Origin of the sequence: Bacillus sp. 3a, from assembly GCF_017161885.1 — a bacterium.
Taxonomy (GTDB): Bacteria; Bacillota; Bacilli; order Bacillales; family Bacillaceae; genus Bacillus; species Bacillus safensis.
Genome location: NZ_CP067376.1, coordinates 1,942,969 through 1,963,394, shown reverse-complemented (window position 1 = coordinate 1,963,394; position 20,426 = coordinate 1,942,969). Strand labels below are relative to the sequence as shown.

General features: G+C 42.9%; 26 protein-coding genes. 2 read left to right on the top strand and 24 right to left on the bottom strand.

Annotation, left to right across the window (positions count from 1 at the left end; genetic code table 11):
* Nucleotides 1–52 precede the first annotated feature (52 nt).
* From JJ692_RS09960 to JJ692_RS09850, 23 genes are all read right to left on the bottom strand, one after another.
* Entirely contained in the window at nt 53–907 is an 855-nt protein-coding gene (locus JJ692_RS09960) for a TlyA family RNA methyltransferase (protein WP_073206245.1), read from the bottom strand.
* Nucleotides 904–2,805, bottom strand: a complete 1,902-nt coding sequence (gene dxs, locus JJ692_RS09955) for a 1-deoxy-D-xylulose-5-phosphate synthase (RefSeq protein ID WP_073206247.1) — start codon at nt 2,803–2,805, stop codon at nt 904–906. Before dxs ends, JJ692_RS09960 begins: the two co-directional genes overlap by 4 nt.
* 150 nt (nt 2,806–2,955) lie before the next feature.
* On the bottom strand, nt 2,956–3,852 hold the full coding sequence (locus JJ692_RS09950; RefSeq protein WP_423231204.1) for a polyprenyl synthetase family protein: 897 nt from the start codon (nt 3,850–3,852) through the stop codon (nt 2,956–2,958).
* Complete coding sequence (locus JJ692_RS09945; RefSeq protein WP_003215880.1) at nt 3,836–4,096, bottom strand: exodeoxyribonuclease VII small subunit; 261 nt, start codon at nt 4,094–4,096, stop codon at nt 3,836–3,838. Before JJ692_RS09945 ends, JJ692_RS09950 begins: the two co-directional genes overlap by 17 nt.
* Complete coding sequence (gene xseA / locus JJ692_RS09940; RefSeq protein ID WP_103131958.1) at nt 4,093–5,439, bottom strand: exodeoxyribonuclease VII large subunit; 1,347 nt, start codon at nt 5,437–5,439, stop codon at nt 4,093–4,095. The genes JJ692_RS09945 and xseA overlap by 4 nt, the downstream gene beginning before the upstream one ends.
* Before the next feature lie 70 nt (nt 5,440–5,509).
* Nucleotides 5,510–6,361, bottom strand: a complete 852-nt coding sequence (folD, locus tag JJ692_RS09935; RefSeq protein WP_073206252.1) for a bifunctional methylenetetrahydrofolate dehydrogenase/methenyltetrahydrofolate cyclohydrolase FolD — start codon at nt 6,359–6,361, stop codon at nt 5,510–5,512.
* Nucleotides 6,362–6,372: 11 nt separating this feature from the next.
* Entirely contained in the window at nt 6,373–6,768 is a 396-nt protein-coding gene (gene nusB / locus JJ692_RS09930) for a transcription antitermination factor NusB (protein ID WP_012010530.1), read from the bottom strand.
* Between the two features lie 210 nt (nt 6,769–6,978).
* Nucleotides 6,979–7,386: an Asp23/Gls24 family envelope stress response protein gene (locus tag JJ692_RS09925; protein ID WP_024422944.1), complete on the bottom strand. Its 408-nt coding sequence runs from the start codon at nt 7,384–7,386 to the stop codon at nt 6,979–6,981.
* A gap of 25 nt (nt 7,387–7,411) precedes the next feature.
* A complete protein-coding gene (gene accC, locus JJ692_RS09920) occupies nt 7,412–8,761 on the bottom strand; it encodes an acetyl-CoA carboxylase biotin carboxylase subunit (RefSeq protein ID WP_024422945.1) in 1,350 nt (449 codons plus the stop codon).
* A gap of 11 nt (nt 8,762–8,772) precedes the next feature.
* On the bottom strand, nt 8,773–9,255 hold the full coding sequence (gene accB / locus JJ692_RS09915; protein ID WP_061109343.1) for an acetyl-CoA carboxylase biotin carboxyl carrier protein: 483 nt from the start codon (nt 9,253–9,255) through the stop codon (nt 8,773–8,775).
* A 195-nt stretch (nt 9,256–9,450) separates the two neighbouring features.
* Nucleotides 9,451–10,083, bottom strand: coding sequence for a SpoIIIAH-like family protein (locus JJ692_RS09910; RefSeq protein ID WP_024428006.1), 633 nt, complete (start codon nt 10,081–10,083; stop codon nt 9,451–9,453).
* Entirely contained in the window at nt 10,083–10,754 is a 672-nt protein-coding gene (gene spoIIIAG, locus JJ692_RS09905) for a stage III sporulation protein AG (RefSeq protein ID WP_024428005.1), read from the bottom strand. Before spoIIIAG ends, JJ692_RS09910 begins: the two co-directional genes overlap by 1 nt.
* A complete protein-coding gene (spoIIIAF, locus tag JJ692_RS09900; protein ID WP_024422949.1) occupies nt 10,747–11,379 on the bottom strand; it encodes a stage III sporulation protein AF in 633 nt (210 codons plus the stop codon). Before spoIIIAF ends, spoIIIAG begins: the two co-directional genes overlap by 8 nt.
* A gap of 14 nt (nt 11,380–11,393) precedes the next feature.
* Entirely contained in the window at nt 11,394–12,587 is a 1,194-nt protein-coding gene (gene spoIIIAE, locus JJ692_RS09895) for a stage III sporulation protein AE (RefSeq protein WP_024422950.1), read from the bottom strand.
* Nucleotides 12,588–12,606: 19 nt separating this feature from the next.
* Nucleotides 12,607–13,020: a stage III sporulation protein AD gene (gene spoIIIAD, locus JJ692_RS09890; protein ID WP_087978339.1), complete on the bottom strand. Its 414-nt coding sequence runs from the start codon at nt 13,018–13,020 to the stop codon at nt 12,607–12,609.
* Nucleotides 13,017–13,223 carry a stage III sporulation protein AC gene (gene spoIIIAC / locus JJ692_RS09885; RefSeq protein ID WP_003153142.1) on the bottom strand — a complete coding sequence of 69 codons (207 nt, stop codon included), beginning with the start codon at nt 13,221–13,223 and terminating at the stop codon, nt 13,017–13,019. The genes spoIIIAD and spoIIIAC overlap by 4 nt, the downstream gene beginning before the upstream one ends.
* Nucleotides 13,224–13,242: 19 nt before the next feature.
* Nucleotides 13,243–13,758, bottom strand: a complete 516-nt coding sequence (gene spoIIIAB / locus JJ692_RS09880; RefSeq protein ID WP_024428003.1) for a stage III sporulation protein SpoIIIAB — start codon at nt 13,756–13,758, stop codon at nt 13,243–13,245.
* A complete protein-coding gene (gene spoIIIAA / locus JJ692_RS09875; protein ID WP_206533699.1) occupies nt 13,752–14,675 on the bottom strand; it encodes a stage III sporulation protein AA in 924 nt (307 codons plus the stop codon). Before spoIIIAA ends, spoIIIAB begins: the two co-directional genes overlap by 7 nt.
* Before the next feature lie 66 nt (nt 14,676–14,741).
* Complete coding sequence (locus tag JJ692_RS09870) at nt 14,742–15,023, bottom strand: YqhV family protein (protein WP_024422953.1); 282 nt, start codon at nt 15,021–15,023, stop codon at nt 14,742–14,744.
* 170 nt (nt 15,024–15,193) lie between these two features.
* Nucleotides 15,194–15,751 carry an elongation factor P gene (gene efp, locus JJ692_RS09865; RefSeq protein WP_024422954.1) on the bottom strand — a complete coding sequence of 186 codons (558 nt, stop codon included), beginning with the start codon at nt 15,749–15,751 and terminating at the stop codon, nt 15,194–15,196.
* Nucleotides 15,752–15,776: 25 nt separating this feature from the next.
* A complete protein-coding gene (locus JJ692_RS09860) occupies nt 15,777–16,838 on the bottom strand; it encodes a M24 family metallopeptidase (RefSeq protein WP_241257926.1) in 1,062 nt (353 codons plus the stop codon).
* Complete coding sequence (aroQ, locus tag JJ692_RS09855) at nt 16,835–17,278, bottom strand: type II 3-dehydroquinate dehydratase (protein WP_024422956.1); 444 nt, start codon at nt 17,276–17,278, stop codon at nt 16,835–16,837. Before aroQ ends, JJ692_RS09860 begins: the two co-directional genes overlap by 4 nt.
* Nucleotides 17,279–17,386: 108 nt before the next feature.
* On the bottom strand, nt 17,387–17,914 hold the full coding sequence (locus JJ692_RS09850; protein ID WP_073206260.1) for a YqhR family membrane protein: 528 nt from the start codon (nt 17,912–17,914) through the stop codon (nt 17,387–17,389).
* Between the two features lie 222 nt (nt 17,915–18,136).
* Between JJ692_RS09850 and JJ692_RS09845 the strand changes: the two genes are divergently transcribed.
* The gene (locus JJ692_RS09845; RefSeq protein WP_073206263.1) at nt 18,137–19,093 is read left to right on the top strand and encodes a DUF1385 domain-containing protein; all 957 of its coding nucleotides are present in this window, start codon (nt 18,137–18,139) and stop codon (nt 19,091–19,093) included.
* Nucleotides 19,094–19,131: 38 nt separating this feature from the next.
* Nucleotides 19,132–19,527 carry an SA1362 family protein gene (locus JJ692_RS09840; RefSeq protein ID WP_024422959.1) on the top strand — a complete coding sequence of 132 codons (396 nt, stop codon included), beginning with the start codon at nt 19,132–19,134 and terminating at the stop codon, nt 19,525–19,527.
* On the opposite strand, the gene JJ692_RS09835 is transcribed toward JJ692_RS09840, so the two are convergent.
* A complete protein-coding gene (locus tag JJ692_RS09835) occupies nt 19,524–20,399 on the bottom strand; it encodes a patatin-like phospholipase family protein (protein WP_024422960.1) in 876 nt (291 codons plus the stop codon). The genes JJ692_RS09840 and JJ692_RS09835 overlap by 4 nt on opposite strands.
* Nucleotides 20,400–20,426: the final 27 nt, after the last annotated feature.

The following is a 20,426-nucleotide window of genomic DNA, read 5'->3' as shown; positions in this document are numbered from 1 at the left end:
CACATGTAAAAAGGAATAATAGCGAGCTATTATTCCTTTTGTTTCAATGATTTCATGTGTCAGCCGGCTCAGGGCTGTTTTTCTTTTCTTTCAATACGGAATGGGCTTCCTTCACGACCTTCTCAAGTTCTGAAGCAGGAAGTGCCGCATTTTCTTGTTGATCAGGATGAAGCACTAAATGAAGCAGAAATTCAATATTTCCATCTCCACCAGTGATAGGCGAAAATGATACATCCTTTACATCATAGCCTTCTTTTGCAGCAAATTGATTCATCTCTTCTAGTACACCAAGGTGGACAGACGGCTCACGCACGATGCCTTTTTTCCCAACAAGCTCTCTGCCTGCTTCAAATTGAGGCTTGACGAGTGCAATACAGTCACCACCCGGAACAAGAATATGCTTTAAAGCCGGAAGAATGAGTTTAAGTGAAATAAAAGATACATCAATCGATGCCACTTCTGGCAATCCTTCAGTAAAATCAGCTGGGACGGAATGGCGGAAATTGGTGCGCTCCATAACGATGACCCTGTCATCCTGCCTTAATTTCCACGCAAGCTGATTGTAGCCAACGTCTACAGCATATGATTTGACTGCTCCATTTTGAAGAGCACAATCTGTAAATCCGCCTGTTGATGAGCCAATATCAATCAGCAATTTCCCTTCAACTGTCAGATCAAATTCTTTAAGCGCTTTTTCAAGCTTTAACCCGCCGCGGCTTACGTATTTGAGAGGGTTCCCCTTCACTGTAAGCGGCGTATCACGAGCAATTTTCTCACCTGGTTTATCCAAACGGGTTTCATTTGAGTAAACGATCCCTGCCATGATGGCACGCTTTGCTTTCTCTCTTGTTTCCATTAGTCCTTGTTCGACTAATAAAACGTCAAGTCGTTCTTTCTTTGATGTCATGATCCAATTCCTTTTCTTGGTGCTGCTGGAAGCAGGTCACGTAAAGTCTCAGCAACCTGTGCTTTCGTCAGTCCAATTTCTTCAAGCAGGGCATCAACACTTCCATGCTCAATAAATTGATCTGGGATACCCATACGTTCTACTTTGATATGTGATGCTTTCTTGTCGTGTAGATATTCTAATACGCTGCTGCCAAACCCGCCTTGAAGCACAGCTTCTTCAATCGTTAAAATCGGAATCCCTTCAGAAAGAATATCATGTAGCATCGCTTCATCAAGCGGCTTAATAAACCGAGCGTTGACGACACGAATTGATTTCCCTTCTTTTTGAAGCTCCTCAGCTGCTTGCAGCGCCATTTTAATCGTCGTACCGAATGTTAAGATGACGGCATCCTTCCCTGGACGAAGAACCTCCCAGGACCCAATCGGAATTGTTTTCAGCTGTTCATCCATTTTCACGCCAAGACCATTTCCGCGCGGGAAACGCATGGCAATAGGACCGTCATCATACTGAATGGCTGTATTGACCATGTGCTGGCCTTCATTTTCATCCTTCGGCATCATGAGCACCATATTCGGCATATGACGCATGAAGGCAATATCAAACACACCTTGATGCGTTTCTCCATCTGCACCGACAAGACCCGCACGGTCAATTCCGATAAATACATTGAGGTTTTGGCGGCAAATATCATGTAGCACTTGATCATAAGCTCTTTGCAGGAATGTTGAATAGATCGCTAAAAATGGCTTCATTTCCTGCGTCGCAAGCCCAGCTGCCATTGTGGCTGCATGCTGCTCAGCAATTCCTACATCAAACATTCGCTCTGGAAATTCCTTTGCAAAGCCTTCAAGTTTTGAGCCAACAGGCATCGCAGGCGTGATGGCCACAATTCGCTCATCTTTCCGCGCAAGCTTTCTGACTGTTTCACTGACAAGACCACTCCATGACGGTGCAGCAGCTGCTGGTTTTACAAAATCACCTGTATCAATTTTGTATGGACCTGTGCCGTGCCAAGTCCCGATTTTATCGGATTCTGCCGGCTGATAGCCTTTTCCTTTTTTCGTGATGACATGCAGCAGGACAGGACCTTTTGTTTTCTTTGCATATTCAAGGTTTTCAAAAAGATCTTCATAAGAATGTCCATCAACAGGACCTAAGTAAGTGAATCCCATTTCCTCAAAGAACATGCCAGACACTAGTAAATACTTGAGGCTGTCTTTAATACGCTCTGCTGTGGCAGCAAGCTTTCCGCCTACAGCTGGGATCCGCTTAAATAAATATTCGAGCTCGTCCTTTACCCATTGGTACTTGCCTGCTGTGCGCAGTCTGCCAAGCATGGTGTGAATTGCACCGACGTTTGGTGCAATACTCATTTCATTATCGTTTAAGATAACGATCATGTCTTTCTTTTCATCACCGATATGATTCAGAGCTTCAAGCGCCATACCTCCGGTTAATGCACCATCTCCGATAATCGGCAGGATATATTCATCTGTCCCTTTAATATCCCGCGCGGCCGCCATACCCATCGCGCCAGATAATGACGTTGAGCTGTGGCCTGTTTCCCAAACATCATGCTCACTTTCATTTCGTTTAGGAAAACCGCAAAGTCCTTTATATTGACGAAGTGTATCAAACTCCGCCCCTCTTCCAGTTAACAGCTTGTGAACATAAGACTGATGTCCAACATCCCAAAGGAATTTGTCTTTCGGGCTGTCAAATACTTTATGAAGGGCAACCGTGAGTTCAACGACACCCAGGTTCGGACCGATATGCCCGCCAGAGTTAGCCAAGGACTCAATTAAAAACATGCGAATGTCAGCACTAAGCTCCTCTAATTCTGCATTTGACATTCCTTTTAGAAACGTTGGATTTTTTATTGATAAAAGATCCAATCAGGATCAACTCGCTTTCAACAAAATTTCTATCTACATATATAATGCCTTATTCCTATGAAAACCAAGCGGGAATAAGAGTTGTCTCATCATGATAAACTGTTTACAGTTTACCACAATTGCTCGAAGACCCTCAAATCTAGGCTGTTTTTAATGATCTCTTGAGGCGATCAGATCACATAACTCATGCAGCAATTGCTGCTCTAATTCAAGATTTGAGACAATTTCTTTTGCACGTGTGATGTGCTCTTGCAGCTTTTCTTTTGCTCCTGAAAGCGTTAATAAAGAAGGATATGTCGACTTTTCATTCGCTGTATCAGAGCCGACCCGTTTTCCTATTTTTTCTTCGCTTCCTTCGAGGTCTAAAATGTCATCACGAATTTGAAAAGCAATGCCAATATGATAGCTGAATTCTCTTAGTTTTTCGATATCGTCATCTGATGCTCCTGCCAGCATTGCACCTGCTGTGACGCTGAATGTGAGAAGCTTTCCTGTTTTCCGGGCATGAATGGATTCTAGTTCAGCAAGCGGGACTTGTTTTTGCTCTGCTTCCATGTCATCAAATTGACCGCCAACCATTCCTAGTGCACCTGCTGACCGCACAAGCTCATCTACGATTCTAAGCTTTTGGTCAGGAGAGACGCTGCTAGATAGCTGCGATGTAATCAGGCGAAAGCTTTCCGTTAAAAGTGCATCACCAGCGAGAACCGCTGTTGCTTCCCCGTATACTTTATGGTTGGTCGGCTTTCCTCTGCGAAGGTCATCATCGTCCATGCAAGGAAGGTCGTCATGTATCAATGAATACGTATGAATCATTTCTACAGCACAGCCAACCGGTATGCCATCTTCTTCGTTTTTTCCGTAAGCATGTAATAAAGCAAGAACGAGAACAGGGCGAAGTCTTTTCCCTCCAGCTTCAAGAGAGTAAAGCATCGAAGATTTTAGTTCTTCTGGAATCTTCAATTCCTGAACATATGTAAATAAATACTCTTCAATGGCCTGTTTTCGTGTTGTTAAAAAATCCTGCAAATTACTTGTCACCAGCATCTGCCTCCTTCACTGAGAAAGGAGCCAGCTCACCGTCCTCTTTTAAAATGAAATCCATCTGCTTTTCAACGTGCTGTAATTTTTCATGGCAAAGCTTTGAAAGTGTCATGCCTTCTTGGAAATAATGAATGGCTTGCTCAAGTGGTACATCTCCTTCTTCGAGCTTCCCAACGATCTCCTCAAGACCTTTCATCGCTTCTTCAAATGTCATTTGTTCTTCTTTTTGTTTATTTGATTCTGTCATGATGATTGCCCCTCCTTCTCAATAACCTCACAAATCAGACGTCCATCCTTCATGGTGATAGCCAATTGATCCTTCGTATCGACTTGGTTCACACTTTTAATCAGTTCATCGTCTTTATAGGCTAAACTGTAGCCTCTTTCCATCACTTGAAGTGGATTTAATGCATTTAGTTTACCAAGAACAGATTGGAACTGCGAATGAATTGTTTTCATTTGCACATTCATGCTGCGGATGAGCTGTTCTGTTTCATTGGCATGGCGTTTTTTCGCCTGAAGCAGCTGCTCTTTTGGATGAAGCGGCTTCAGCCTGTATGTCTGGCGGTCTAGTTGACTGCGTTTTTGTTCTATTTGTCTCGTCAGCTGTTTTTGAAAACGGTCAAATACCAAATCGAATTGCTGCTCTTTTTGCTCCTGCAATCGTTTTGGAAAACGGAAGGCATAAGAGGATTGCAGCGCCACAAGACGGTCTTTCGCTTGTGATGTTCGATTCTTCACGGCCCTTGTAAGCCGAATGTCGATGGATTTGATTCGTTCTATTAAATCGGCTGTGCTTGGAACAGCGAGCTCGGCTGCTCCTGTTGGTGTGGGTGCTCTCATGTCTGCAGTGAAATCACTGATCGTAAAGTCCGTTTCATGCCCCACTGCAGAAATGATTGGAATGTCTGATGCGAAGATTGCTCTTGCGACAGCTTCTTCATTAAAGGCCCAAAGTTCTTCGATCGAACCGCCTCCTCTTCCGACAATCAAGACATCACAGAGCTGTTTTTCATTTGCTTCTTTGATCCGCTCTACGATTGAACGGACGGCATTTTCACCTTGGACAAGCGCCGGAAGCACAATGATTTTCGCCTGCTGATAACGCCGGTTAATCGTTGTGATGACATCTCGAACAGCCGCTCCTGTTGGGGATGTAATGACACCAACAACCTCTGGATATTCAGGAATTGGTTTTTTATAGCGCGCATCAAATAAGCCTTCACTTGCCAGCTTTTTCTTCAGCTCTTCATAAGCTAGATGAAGAGCACCAACACCATCAGGCTGCATTTCTTTTGCATATAATTGATAGTTGCCGCTTGGTTCATATACTTGAATCCCGCCGCGTACAAACACTTTCATTCCGCTTTTTGGTGAAAAAGGCAGCTTTGCTGCGGAACGCTGGAACATGACGGCTTGCATGCGTGCGTTTTCGTCTTTTAAGGTGAAGTACACATGACCTCTTGAATGAATCTTCACATTGGATAACTCACCTTTGATCCAAATATCTTCTAAATGCGGATCAACATCAAATTTTCTTTTTATGTATTTTGTAAGGGCTGTGACCGTCACAAAGGCTTTTTCACTCATGACGTATTCCTCCTCTTCAAAAACGCACATTCATCCACCGGCAGCATGCAGGTGGATGAATGGATAAAGCTTATGCTAATGTACGTTTTGCTGATTTAACCGTATTGTGTGCAAGCATCGTAATCGTCATTGGCCCGACTCCGCCAGGGACTGGTGTGATGTAAGAAGCTTTTTCTTTCGCTTCTTCAAAATCAACATCCCCAACAAGCTTCCCAGTATCCAAACGATTGACTCCTACATCGATGACAATTGCGCCTTCTTTGATTTGGTCAGCTTTTATAAAGTTTGCTCGACCGACGGCAACAACTAAAATGTCCGCTTTTAACGTATGTTCTGAAATATTCGCCGTTCTTGAATGGCAGTAAGTAACCGTTGCGTTTTCGTTTAACAGCAATTGTCCCACTGGTTTGCCGACAATATTGCTGCGCCCTACAACAACCACTTCTTTTCCAGAAAGACTGACACCCGTTTTATTCAGTAATTCAACAATGCCTGCTGGTGTACAAGGTAGGAATGTATCTTCTCCAAGCAGCATTTTCCCGATATTTAATGGATGGAAACCATCTACATCTTTCTCAGGTGAAATACGTTCAATGACGGCTTTTTCAGAAATATGTTTTGGCAGTGGAAGTTGAACAAGAATCCCGTGGAATTGATCGTTCGCATTGTACTGATCAATCAGCTGAAGCAATTCTTCTTCTGTTAAAGAAGCATCTAAATGATCAAGCTGAAAGTGCATGCCCATTGCTTCTGCTGCTTTTTTCTTCCCGCTTACGTAAGAAAGTGAAGCCGGATCATCACCGATTAGAATAACGGCAAGACCAGGTGTGACTCCTTTTTGTTTGAGCTCTTCTACTTCTTTTGCTAATTGTTCACGTTTTTCTTTTGCTGTTTCTTTCCCATCGATGATTGTTGCTGTCATGTCGAATCCTCCTATTGCTGCTTTAGGTCGTTTTTAATGTTCGAAAGTACACCATTTACAAATTTCGGTGCTTTATCATCGCCGAATAATTTGGCGAGTTCAATCGCTTCATTCATTGAGACACTAACTGGGATGTCTTCTTGATACACCATCTCGTACACAGACAGCCTTAAAATGGCTCTGTCTACGTTTGCAATACGATCGAGTTTCCAATTCACTAGATGCTGTGAGATCATGTCATCAAGCTTGTCCTTTTGTTCAAGCACACCGAAAACCAGTTCCTCGAAAAAAGGATCTGATTCTTGTTCATCCAGCGCATGTGTAATGGCCTCTTTCGGATCAATATTGCTCACATCAATTTGAAATAATGTTTGTAGCGCCTTTTCTCTTGCAGTTCTTCTTTTCATTATTTACTCCTTTAACCACTTTATCCGCTTGTCGTTAAGCCATACAGAGATCATAACATATTTTGACCGTGGTCGCACCAAGATCCATGCGAGCTGTGACGAAAAACGAATCAATCCACGCGTCACGTTATCAATATTCGGAAATTACTCAAAAATGGGCTTTAAAAAACCAAAGAGGCAATGCCTCCTTGGTTTCACTTGAACCCTTCTTTACATTTCTTGATCTACTTCAGCCTCAGGTGCTTTTGTTTCAAATTGAATGCCAACGACATGAATGTTAATTTCATTAATCGTTAAGGCAGTCATGTTCAAAAGGGTTTGACGGATATTTTCTTGTACAGCAGTGGATACCTTTGGAATGGAAAGGCCAAATTCAACCACACAATACACATCGATTGTGATGCCTTCATCAGAGACATCTACTTTTACACCTTTACGGTGATTTTTCTTACCAAAGCGTTCTGCTACATCAGCAGCGAAATTGCCGCGCATTTCGGCAATGCCTTCGACTTCTGAAGCGGCGATCCCAGCAATGACTTCAATCACTTCTGGTGCAATTTGCACTTTTCCCAATTGATCCTCATCAAGGTTCATTTCAAGCAAATTGTTTTCTGACACGATCATTCACCTCCGAAAGCTGTGATTATTTCATGATTTGGTATGTTTCTAAAAACTTCGTATTAAAGTTACCGCTCACAAATGTTTCATGCTCGAGCAATCTAAGGTGGAATGGAATCGTTGTGTAGACTCCTTCAATGACGAATTCTTGAAGCGCACGTTTCATTTTCGCAATCGCTTCTTCTCTCGTCTTACCATATGTGATCACTTTTGCAATCATGCTGTCATAATATGGCGGAATCACATAGCCCGGATAAGCGGCAGAATCAACACGCACACCTAAACCGCCTGGCGGAAGATACATTTTAATTTCACCAGCTGAAGGCATGAAGTTTTTCTCTGGGTTCTCTGCATTGATGCGGCATTCGATCGCCCAGCCTTCATATACGACATCCTCTTGTGTAAGAGAAAGCTTCTCACCTGATGCAACCTTGATCTGTTCTTTGATCAGGTCTACACCTGTGACCATTTCTGTCACAGGATGCTCTACTTGAATACGAGTATTCATTTCCATGAAGTAGAACTTCTCTTCATTATAATCATAAATGAATTCGACTGTTCCAGCACCTGTGTATTCAACAGCTTCTGCTGCTTTTACAGCTGCTTCACCCATTTGCTCACGGATGTCTGCATTTAGTGCTGGTGATGGTGTTTCTTCAAGAAGCTTTTGCATTCTTCTTTGGATCGAGCAATCACGCTCTCCTAAATGAATCGTATTGCCATGCTGATCTGCAAGCACTTGAATTTCCACATGTCTAAAGTCTTCAATGAACTTTTCTAAATAGACACCAGGGTTCCCAAAGTTTTGCGCTGCTTCCTGCTGCGTGATGGTGACTCCGTTAATAAGCTCTTCTTCTGTACGAGCCACACGGATCCCTTTACCGCCTCCGCCTGCAGTTGCTTTAATAATCACAGGATACCCAATACTAGCTGCTGTTGAAACAGCATCATCAAGATCTTTTACAATTCCTTGAGAACCAGGGACGATCGGAACGCCTGCATTCTTCATAGTTTCTCGCGCGACATCTTTCGTTCCCATTTTGGAAATCGCTGACGCAGTTGGTCCAACAAAGATCACATTACATTCCTCGCAAAGCTCTGCAAAGTCTGCATTTTCTGCTAAAAAGCCGTATCCTGGATGGATGGCATCTGTCCCTGTTAATTTTGCTACGCTGACAATATTCGTGACATTTAAATAACTATCTTTAGAAGCAGTCGGTCCGATGCAATATGCTTCATCAGCCATTTGTACATGCAGCGCATCACGATCCGCTTCAGAAAATACCGCAACAGTTTCAATTCCAAGCTCTTTACAAGCGCGGATAATTCTAACTGCGATTTCTCCTCTGTTTGCAATTAATAGCTTTTTAATCATGATCGTACTCCTTACTCTGCTTTCACTAGAAAGAGGGGTTGTCCGAATTCTACAAGCTGACCGTTTTCAGCTAATACTTCGACGATTTCACCTTTTACTTCTGCTTCGATTTCATTAAACAGTTTCATCGCTTCCACGATACATACAACTGAATTTTCCTTCACCTTAGAGCCTGTTGTCACGTATGGATCTGCTTCTGGTGAAGATGAAGCATAAAATGTGCCAACCATTGGGGATGTGATTTTATGCAGATTTTCAGACGCAGCTGCCTCTTGTGCAGGGGCTTCGGTCTGAGCTGGAGCTTGTGCTGTAGGAGCTTGTTGAGCTGGAGCTGCTTGGACTGGAGCCACTGGTGCTTGTGCCGCAACTTGCTGAACGACTTCTTTATTTTTCTTCAGTTTGATTTTTGCACCTTCGTTTTCGTACGTAAACTCATCGATAGTAGAGTCGTCAATTAATTTAATCAGTTCATGAATTTCTTCGATTTTTAACATGGATTTGCACCCCTATGTATGGATTTATCTTTTTATTATAGGCTAGTACTAAAAGTACATACTATAACCATCTTACAGGAGGATTTCGATGAATTCAACTACTATTGTGGTGAAGCGCCTCGCGTAAGCACCTTGGAGAGGGCGTCAAGCCGCATCAAAAAACGCCCTTTTCCGCAAAGGGCGCCAGTTCATTTTTTATTGATTAGTGGGCTCAAAAGTGACAGCTACGTTATCAAGACCTCTCATTTCTTTTGTGACCATATCAATAATATCGGCCGCTTGAGATTTTGATTTTTTATCAGAACGAACCGTAATGCTCACTTTATCCCCTTCAGCACTTACGAGCGCATCTTTATAGCCTTTTGTTTTGATTAAGGTCTCAAGCTGACGCTCAGTTCCTTCTGCTTCACTGAGCGCTGTCATTTGATCGTATGCTTCACTTTTTTCTTGTGCTGTTGCATCGTCACTGGAGACAATTTCGTTATATTCTTCGCGCTGCTTGCTTCGTTTATCTTCAAGCTCTAGTCTGTATGTTGTAAAAAGCTCATCGTCTGTTTGCTCTGACACAGCCTTTCCTTCTTCACCGCTTGTTTCGATATCCTCTTGTTTGCCGTTTGTTTCTTTGTCAGTGGATTTCTTATCAGCGCCTTTTTCCATGCCTTTGTCCGTCCCTTTTTCTGTTTCAACTTTTTTCTCTTCAGTGCCTTTTGATTTCGTATCTTCTACTGTCACTGCATTTTCACCCTGTGGAGACATGATATAGTACACACTTAATACGACAACTAAACTTAGCATCGTTAATAGCCAAACCGTTTGTTTTTTTAACATCATTCCGAATCCTCCTTGATTTTTTTAGGGGCAACAGCCACTCTATGGCTCGGTACATCAAGCACTCGTGTAACCGCTTCAATGATGGTTTTCTTTATTTGAACGTTGTCTACTCCTTGAGCAACAACGAGGACACCTCGGATTTCTGGTTTTTTCGTTTGAACAACGACTGGTGTTTCTTCATTGCCATTTTTGATGATGACGACTTCTTCTTCTTTTGTTTGATCGGTGACACTTCGTACGCCGCCTTCTTTATCTGTTTCCTCGGTCGTTGTACTTTTATTGGATTTGTTTTTTTCAAACACTTTTAAAGACGTTGCATCTACATTGACCACAATGGATACATCCTCAACGCCGATGATGGTCTCTAAAATTTCTTTCAGCTGATTTTCGTATTCTTGCTCCACATCCTCAATTGAATTTTTTGGTTTACCTGAGGATGCCGGTTTGAATACCTCCTGCTCTTCTGAGGATGTTTTTTTAGAAGCAGGAACCGCAGCTTGTTGTTTGCTTGATGGCGGTGACAAGATCTGACTGACTAACATGAAAGATACGCCGATAATGAATACAAGCAGCAAGTAATGGTGCTTCGTTAATTTGGGTTTTCCTTCACCTTTTTCGGGCGGCTGGAAGAATGATTTCAGCTTTTGTTTCCAGTCCTTGTTATTCATGATCTGCTGCGTCACCTCCCTCAATGTTCAGCGCGATGTGCTCAGGACTCGTATTCCAAACATCAGCAAGTGTCTCTTTCACCCTCGTGATCTCTTTGCTAGAAGATCCAGCGCTTTCCTCCTTTTGCTTGGAGAGATCAATGTCCACCTTTGCCACCGTTTCTACAGCATCACCTGTGAGCGGGGAAAGAACTGCTTTGATGCGAAATTGATCCGCCTCCATATTCTGATCCAGATGCTCCTCATCAGCCAGCACTTCTACGTGTTTCATTACATAGCTCTCCTTCTCCAGTGGCTCCTTTGCGCTTTTTTCTAGTTGGACAGCCATTTGCTTTAAAATATATGCACGCTGAGAGGCTTGTATTTCTTTTTTTTCTAAATTCATCTGATTTTTTATTTCTTCTGACTGCGCTTCTTCCTTCCCTTTCATCAATTCTGAAAAAATTTGATCAGGATCTGCTCGAAATAAAGCAAAAATCGGATTGAGCATGACCACGATTAGCAGCAGGCTGACGACCATTTTTGCATACTTTTGCATGCTCGAATTGGGAAGCAGAAGATCAATAACAATCGCAAATAAGATAAAAAGAATAATACTTGTGATCCATTCCGTGAGAAAACTCAAAAGGTGTCCCCTCCTTACTTCATCATCATGGTCAGGTTACCCGCAGTGATGATGACGGTAATGCTTAAAAAGAACATAAGCGACACTACAGCAAGTGCGGCAAATATATACAGCACACTTTTTGAAATGACATCAAGACAGCTGATGATGGGTCCGCCCCCTAACGGCTGAAGGATGGCAGCAGCAAGCTTATAGATAAGCGCTAACGAAAGCACTTTAATCGCCGGGAAAGCGGCAATTGAAATCAAAATGGCGACCCCAACTAGTCCGACTGTATTTTTGAGTAAAACAGAGGCGCTGATCACGGTATCGGTCGCATCTGTAAACATTCTGCCTAGGACAGGGATGAAGTTTCCGGTAATGAATTTGGCTGTACGAAGGGCAATTCCATCAGTAACCGCCGCAGATGCACCCTGAACGGAAATGACGCCGAGAAAAACGGTTAAAAAAACGGCAAGCCCGCCAATTGCCACATTTCTTAACAGCTGGGCCAGCTGGGTGACCTTGTATTGTTCGGTCAGCGTACTGATAATGCTCAATATTGCAGATAAAAAGATGAGCGGGAGAACGACATACTGAATGAAAACACCGCTCGTGTTCATTAAAAATATAATAACGGGATGAAAGAATCCAGCTGAGACAAGCCCGCCTGATGAAGCAATAAGCGCTAGTAAAAGAGGAATAAGAGCAAGAATAAAACTGGTCATCGTTTGAATGGCTTCTGTAGCATAGGAAATCGCCACATGAAAGCTGTTAAGTGCAATAATAATCAGCACCATATAAACAAGAGCATATGCGACTTTGCTGACGGTGCTTTGTTCAAAGGCATTTTGTAAAAGCTGCAAAAGCGAACAAAAGATGGTGAGTAAAATCAGAGTACCTAGAAGCTTTCCGTTTGCAATGACCTCGTGAAACAGATAATGTACAAAGGCTTTCAGCCATGTTTGGGGAGACAGCTCTTTATCGCCGTCAATCATTTCCTTCACTGTGCCCTTTTGGCTTTCTGGCAAAAAGCCGCCATACTCGTCCAAAATGGTTTCCCAAAAGTCACTGATGGAATGAAGCTCAAGTGCATCAGCCTGTCCATTCGCCACTTCCTGTGCTGCTGGCTGTTCATTAGATAAAGGTTCTTTTTCTTCTGCCCCTGCATGCGGAGCAATCAGCCAAAAGAAAAGCATCAATCCCATTACAGCGGTCACCCGTTTCATTGTCATCACCTCTTTTCATTTACGTCATGGACGGGATCATTCCTAAGATCGTCTCAATGATGACTGTTAAAATCGGGACTGCCATCACCAAGATGAGAATCTTGCCGCCTAGCTCTATTTTGGATGCAATGGCGCCTTGTCCAGCATCCTTCGTCAGCTGAGCGCCAAATTCCGCAATATAGGCAATGCCAATAATCTTCAATATGGTTTCAACATACTTCATATTGACGCCGGCACTTGCTGCAATTTTTTCAATCATCGAGATAATGGCATAGATTTGATCAATTAAATAAAGAAAAATGACACATCCGGTAAAAACAACAAGCATAAAGGCGAAGGTTGGCTTTTGTTCTTTGACGATTAATGCTAAAAAAGTAGCGATTAAACCAAGTCCAACAATTTGTATGATTTCGATTTGTAAGCCCTCCCCTATCCTTGAAATAGAAATACGGCTTTAATCTTTTTAAACAAATCGTCTACAATAGTTGCCACCATAAACAAAATGTAGATAAACCCAAGCAGCGTCACCCACTGAGCGTACTCTTTCTTCCCCATTTGGTCTAAAATCGTATGGAGAAAGGCCACGACGATGCCTACTCCGGCAATTTGAAAAATGACGTTTACATCAACGCCCATGCTCTCGACTCCCTTCCTCTCACATCAATAAAAGAATCAGTAGTAATCCGCTTAAAAATCCGAGGCTTCTGACCATTTTTTCATTTTTCGCTTGGGCGATTTCAGCTTCTTTCTCCTCTGATTCCAAATGGCCTAAAGCAAGCTTGATATACTTTTGCTGAGAAGTGACATCATGCTGGCCAAGTGTTTCTCCAAAGTGCTTCAACGCCTCATATTCGCCTTTTTTCAATACGGTTTTTTTCCAAACATCTTCAAGACTTTCGTTCCATGCATGGCGTGCAGAAAAAGTCCCCACTTTCAGCTTTTCTGCAAATTGTTCAAACAGCTGATTCACAGGTGGACCTACCTGCGCTGCAATTTGCTCTGCCGCCCGTGCTAAAGGGGTTTGACCATACATAATTTCAGCTTCAAGAGACTGGAGAGCAAACCGCAGCTGCCGAATTTGTTTAGGTCTGTCGCTATATCGTTTGGCAAACTCGAAGCCTCCCCAAGTCGTGGCCGCGACAATGAAAATAGCGCCAATGAGCTTTAACATACGTCCATTCCCCGCCTCCATTTCATCTCTTGGCCGTCCCCGCCGTACATTCGCCCGATCGTGCCAGGCCCATTGTTTCGATTTAATTCAACATATCGTTCAAACACACGAAGCTCCCATAACGGTTTAAAAGAAGGTCGTTTATATACATCTTCAAGTGAATAGCCATGAGCTGAGACGATGATGTTGACTCCGGCATGAATCGCTTCTAAAAGTGCCTCGACATCCTCACTTTTTCCGATTTCATCGACAATCATGACCTCTGGGCTCATAGACCGAATCATCATCATCAATCCTTCAGCCTTTGGACACGCATCGAGTACATCAATCCGGTGGCCAAAATGATGCTGCGGCACTCCTCTGATACATCCGGCGATTTCAGAACGCTCATCAATAATGCCTGTTTTTCTAGGAGGAATAGTTTTTGTGCCTGTACTAGCAAGACGTGCTATATCCCGGAGCAATGTGGTTTTCCCCGTTTGCGGGGGACCGATGATGAGTGTATTGTGCCAGTGCTCTTCATATAAATAAGGAAGAAAAGGAAGCGCAATCCCGATTTTTTCTTTGGCAATGCGGATATTAAATGAAGAGATATCTCTTAACCCTTTGACAAATCCGTTTTCAACGATCACCTTTCCAGCAAGTCCTACCCGGTGTCCGCCAGATATCGTGATATAGCCCTGTTTTAGCTCTTCCTCAAGTGTGTACATGCTGTAATTGCTCAGTCTGCCTAATAGCTGAGACGCATCTTCCCAGGTGGTGCGATAAGAAAGGAAACGTGGTTTTCCTCCCTGCATTAATTCAATAGGACGATCCGTGCGAATGCGGATTTCTTCTATTTGCGCCCATTCTGCCTCTTTTAGCAGCCTGAGTTCTTGTCCAATCGAGTGCGGGAGAATATCCAGCAAACTCCGCAACGAATTCCCCTCCTTTTTTTCTTCTCTAAAATGTATGATGTGAGCCGTTAATTATGCCAAGCCGTTTCACTTATAGATCCCAACAAGAATAAACACGACACCAATGAAAATGAACACGAGCTTTGCATAGGATAGCTGCCCGGCAATTTGATAGATTCCAATCGTCATCGTGATAATAAAAATGAGCGGTCCAATGATCGCCAATATACTATTGATGACTACCGCTTTCCGTACATCATTTGTAATTAAAATAAGGATGGCTGCCGTCAGTTCAATGGCGGCAGATAAGAACCTCATGCCTGCCATTGCAGCGACTGACGGGTGTAGACCTGGGAGAAATTGTTTCATATAGAACCTCCAGCTTTTTTTACACTATATGCTTGACCAGCTGGAAGTAGTCTTGTTTTTCAGGAAGGAAGAGAGATGAATGAGAGAATTGAGAGAAGGCCTGCCTTGAGGAGTCATTTTTCCAATAAAAAAAGACTGTAAACACGAGGTTTACAGTCTTTTTTCGTTCATTACGCTCTTGAAACGTATGAGCCGTCAGATGTATTAATCACTAGTTTATCTCCTTGGTTCACAAAGAAAGGAACGTTGACGATTAAACCAGTTTCAGTTTTTGCAGGTTTTGAGCCGCCTGATGTTGTGTCACCTTTAATACCAGGCTCTGTTTCTACTACTTCTAGTTCTACTGTGTTTGGAAGTTCTACTCCAAGAGTTTCAGCACCATACATCACGATTTGAACAGACATATTTTCAAGCAAATATTTCAGCTCATCTTTAATTTGTGCTTCACTTAGTTCAAGCTGCTCATAAGAACTTGTATCCATGAAGACATGCTGATCGCCATTTGCATACAAGTATTGCATTGTTTTTGTTTCGATTTGTGCTTTCGCTACTTTTTCACCTGCGCGGAATGTTTTTTCTTGAATGGCACCTGTACGCAGGTTACGCAGTTTCGAACGAACAAACGCTGCGCCTTTCCCTGGTTTTACGTGCTGAAAATCCACTACTCGCCAAATACCGCCGTCTACTTCAATTGTCAGGCCAGTACGAAAATCGTTTACTGAAATCATTTTGTCATCCTCCTACATTTCACCATCATAATATGATAAGTTCTTTCGGTGAGTGGGTCAATCGTTTATTGCCGTCAGCTGTCAGGACAATATCATCCTCAATTCTCACGCCGCCGACATCTGGCAAGTAAATCCCCGGCTCAACTGTGACGACCATTCCCTCTTCTAAAACGACCTCTGATCGTAAGGAAAGGCCTGGCGCTTCATGTACTTCCATACCTAGCCCGTGCCCGGTTGAATGCCCAAAGTATTGACCATAGCCATACTTTTCAATGATGTCTCGTGTGATGCGATCAGCTTCTTTTCCTGTTAAGCCTGGCTTGATTCTATCCACACCAGCGTTCTCTGCTTCTAATACGATATGATAAATTTCCTTTAGCTTGTCGCTTGGTGTTCCGACAGCAATCGTTCTTGTCATATCAGAACAATAGCCTTTATAGTAAGCACCGAAATCGAGTGTCACTAAATCTCCAGATTCGATCACCTTTTCACTCGCTCTTCCGTGCGGCAGGCTTGAACGAACACCTGAGGCAATAATCGTATCGAATGAAGATCCTTCAGCCCCTTCTTTTCTCATGAAAAATTCAAGCTCGTTCATGACAGCAATTTCCGTCAGGCCCGGCTTGATGTAAGTGAGAATATGATCAAAGGCGTGATCTGCAATCTTCGCAGCTTCCTCTAATATCTTAATCTCTTCACTAGACTTAATCAAGCGCAACTTTTCAACTGATTCAGAGACTGGAACAAGCTCTATACCGTCTGCTTTGGCTGCGTATTGCTGATACGTGGCAAATGTCATATGGTTTTGTTCGAACCCAAGGCGTTTCACCCCAAATTCCTTTGCCGTTTGGGCAGCCGTTTCCGCAATGTTTCCTTTATGTTCAATGATGTCATAGCCTTTGACTTGATCCTTCGCTTGCTCTGTATAGCGGAAGTCCGTGATAAAAGCTGCCCGGTCCTTTGAAACGACAGCAAGACCGGCTGATCCGGTAAAGCTGGTCATATACTGTAAATTAAAACTGCTCGTAATGACAAGGCCATCGATCTCTAATTCACTTAAAAGTGCTCTTAGTTTTTCAAGTTTCATGATACTGCTCCCCCTTCACTGACTAAATAACGAATCGCCAATTTATACCCTTCTAAGCCAAGCCCAACGATTTGTCCTTGGCATACTGGCGCAAGTACAGAATGATGGCGGAATTCCTCTCTCTTATGAACATTTGTGATATGTACTTCAATGACTGATAAAGAAATACTTGCAATGGCATCTCTCAGCGCATAGCTGTAGTGGGTAAATGCACCCGGGTTAAACACGACACCATCGTATTGATCTTCTGCTTCATGGAGCGCATCAATCAAATCCCCTTCGTGATTTGATTGAAAGAACGTTAGTTGGATGTTTGCTCGTTCTGCGAACTGGAACAAATCCGTCTCTAAATCTGTCAGCGTCTTACTTCCATAAACAGCAGGCTCTCTTTTGCCAAGCCTATTTAAATTGGGTCCATTCAGTACAAGAAAATGAGGCATATGACCACTCCTTCACCCTAATTCAATCTATATCGAGATCTGTTTCTTTTTCCTTAGAAACCTTTCGTTTCCAAAAATATTTTATCATATGAATAGGTGATTTACACTTTATTCTGGCTTTTTCCCGAGTGCCCTCGCAAGCTTCTGACTCGTCAATTCATTATATTCAAACGAAATGCTGTACCCGACAAACATGCCATATAAAATATATAGGCAAAATGTCGTAACAATGGTGCTTTGCTGCAACTCTTGTACTTGCTTTACATCTGGGAAAATGGGATTAAATACGTAAAAAACGAGCAGCCATAAAAGCCCGCCATATACTAAACCCATCCAAAAGCCTTTAATCCTTTTTAAAAGCCCAAAATAAATAAAGGCGGCTCCAATCGATAAAACTCCTAACAGCACAATACTGATAAAAGTACCAAGTCCTCCCTTTTTCCATTCTCCAAGCACAAATGGCTGAAGCAGCATATTGGGACTCACCTCTGAAAAATGAAACACATAGGCCAGAAACCCGATAAAGCCCCAAAAAACACCGCCGACAAAACCTGTAGCAGCTGCTCTTGCCACAAGTGATGTCGTTTGCACGGACTGATTTTTTTCTTCTTGGTTTTTCTTTTCATCACGTTTCATTTGTGAACACCTCCAGCAAGTAGTATGTCCAAAATGTCATAAAAAAAAGGATTTCCATGCATGAGTGTAAAATTTTTAAAACAGGGTATACTGGCTAAAAAGAGGTAGATAGAATTCTAGTAGATAATCGACCTGTGAGCTAGTGATTTCCCCTCATTTCCTGTACAATAAAGGTATAAGGAAATGCATGTAAATTACAGGAAACAGGCAGGTTGATGAAATATGTCCAATCAAACAAAACCTCCAGCTTATGGAGGGCAGGCAGTTGTCGAAGGTGTCATGTTCGGAGGTAGGAAGAACTATGTGACAGCGATTCGGCGGAAGGACCAGTCCATTGAGTTTTTGAAGCTTCCCCGGACCTCCAATAAACGAACCGCCTTTCTCAAGAAAATCCCCTTTGTCAGGGGTGTTGCTGCACTTGTTGAAGCAAGCGCAAACGGCAGTAAGCACTTAAACTTCTCCAGTGAGCGATATGACTTAGATCCTTCTGAAGATCATACTCTTGAAAAAGAACAAAAAAGCTCGAAATTATCCATGATCTTCGGCATTGCTGTGATCGGAGTTCTCTCTCTACTCTTTAGTAAATTTGTCTTTACCTTGGTACCTGTCTTTTTAGCAGAGCTTGTGCGTCCCATCTTTTCAGGGAATTTCGCACAAATCGCAGTGGAAACATTCTTCAAATTGGTCCTTTTATTAGGCTATATTTACTTTATTTCCATGACCCCTTTAATTAAAAGAGTATTTCAATATCATGGGGCAGAACATAAAGTCATAAACTGCTATGAACAGAACCTTGACATCACAGTGGAAAATGTCCAAAAGCAATCCCGTCTGCATTATCGATGCGGCAGCAGCTTTATTTTATTCACTGTCATTGTCGGGATGTTCGTCTATTTACTCGTACCGACAGATCCTTTATGGGTGAGAGTTCTGAACCGCTTGGCACTTATTCCGGTTGTTCTGGGCATTTCATTTGAAGTGCTTCAATTCACGAACAAACTCCGAGAAGTGCCTGTGCTTAAAGCGCTTGGCTATCCTGGCCTTTGGCTGCAATTGCTCACAACAAAAGAACCTTCTGACGATCAAGTCGAGGTAGCCATTGCAAGTTTTAATGAACTTCTTCGTTTAGAGGAAGTATCTCTGAAACAAGCGTCAGATTCTGCTCATCAAGTGATCTAACTTATAAATCCGGTAAATTCCTTCGGAGGTGGACAGTTATGAATCGCCGAGTACATCCTGCTTTTACCATTATTTTCGCTTTAGGTGTTTTGGGATTTGTGTACTTACTCACAACGAACCCAGGCAGACTTTTTACCATGCTGCTGTCTGTTGTGATCATTGGAGCGGTTTTGTTTTTCCTATTTAGATGGCTGATGAATCGAAGAACTGGAACAGAGGGCAATCTTTATCGTAAAGCAGTCAAACAATCAAAACGTCGCTACCAGCAGCCTAAACCAAAAACGAAAAGCCAGATGAAAAATCGGGTCACTCATTTGCGAAGCGTGCCGACTGACCACAAGTCTAAGCCCGTCCTTCTCAAAAAGAAAAGCCAAACACATTTGACTGTGATTGAAGGCAAGAAAAACAAAAAGAAGAATCGCGCCTTATTTTAAAATGTCCAGCTTTTTAAAAATTGCTCGGCCTTCTGTCTGCCTAGATCGACGAGCGCCTTTTTCTTTTCTGTCATGAGTTGAAAATCAGTGGCAATGACGTGTTCTACAGGAATAAAAATAATATGACGTTCGTGTTTTGTGGCGATATGTCTTTCGTCATGAGCACCACGCATCGTTTCAAAAAGAGCGCCAAACAGTTCAAACGCATTGCGGATGGAGTGTTGAGGGCGTTCTTTTTCGTTTGGCGTTAATGTGACACCGACGAACGGTCTTTTTTTCTCTTCAGCAAACAGCCAAATTGGAAAATTGCTCAGCACTCCTCCATCTACAATGGTACAAATGCCTTTTGATGACTTCAGTTTGACAGGTTCGAAAAAATACGGCAGGCTGCAGCTCATTCGAATAGCCCTCGCCACGGAAAACCGCTCTGGATTTAAGCCATATGAAGGAAGGTCGTCTGGCAGCACAAGGATTTTTCCATTCGTTAAATCGGACGCAACGATTTTCAGTGAATCTTTTTTGAGGTCTCCAAACACGGTGACCCCCTTTCGTTTTAGCACATCAGTCAGCCATTTTTCCAGCCGGTCTCCTTTATAAAGACCGAGACGCCAGTAAATGGATACCCACCTGAGCATTTTAAAGGGGATGAATTGACATCTCCTATCAAGCAATTGATGCTCATCCATTTCATCTAAAAGCGTGCGAATTTCCTGGCTTGTAAAACCTGCTGCGATGAGTGAAGCAATGATTGCTCCAGCACTTGTACCAGCAAGACGGACAAATTGAAATCCTCTCGCTTCAAGCGCTTCATAGGCACCTGCAAGCGCTGCCCCCTTAATGCCTCCACCTGAGAACACACCATCTATCTTCATCAAGGAGCCCCCTTTGATTTCACGCTA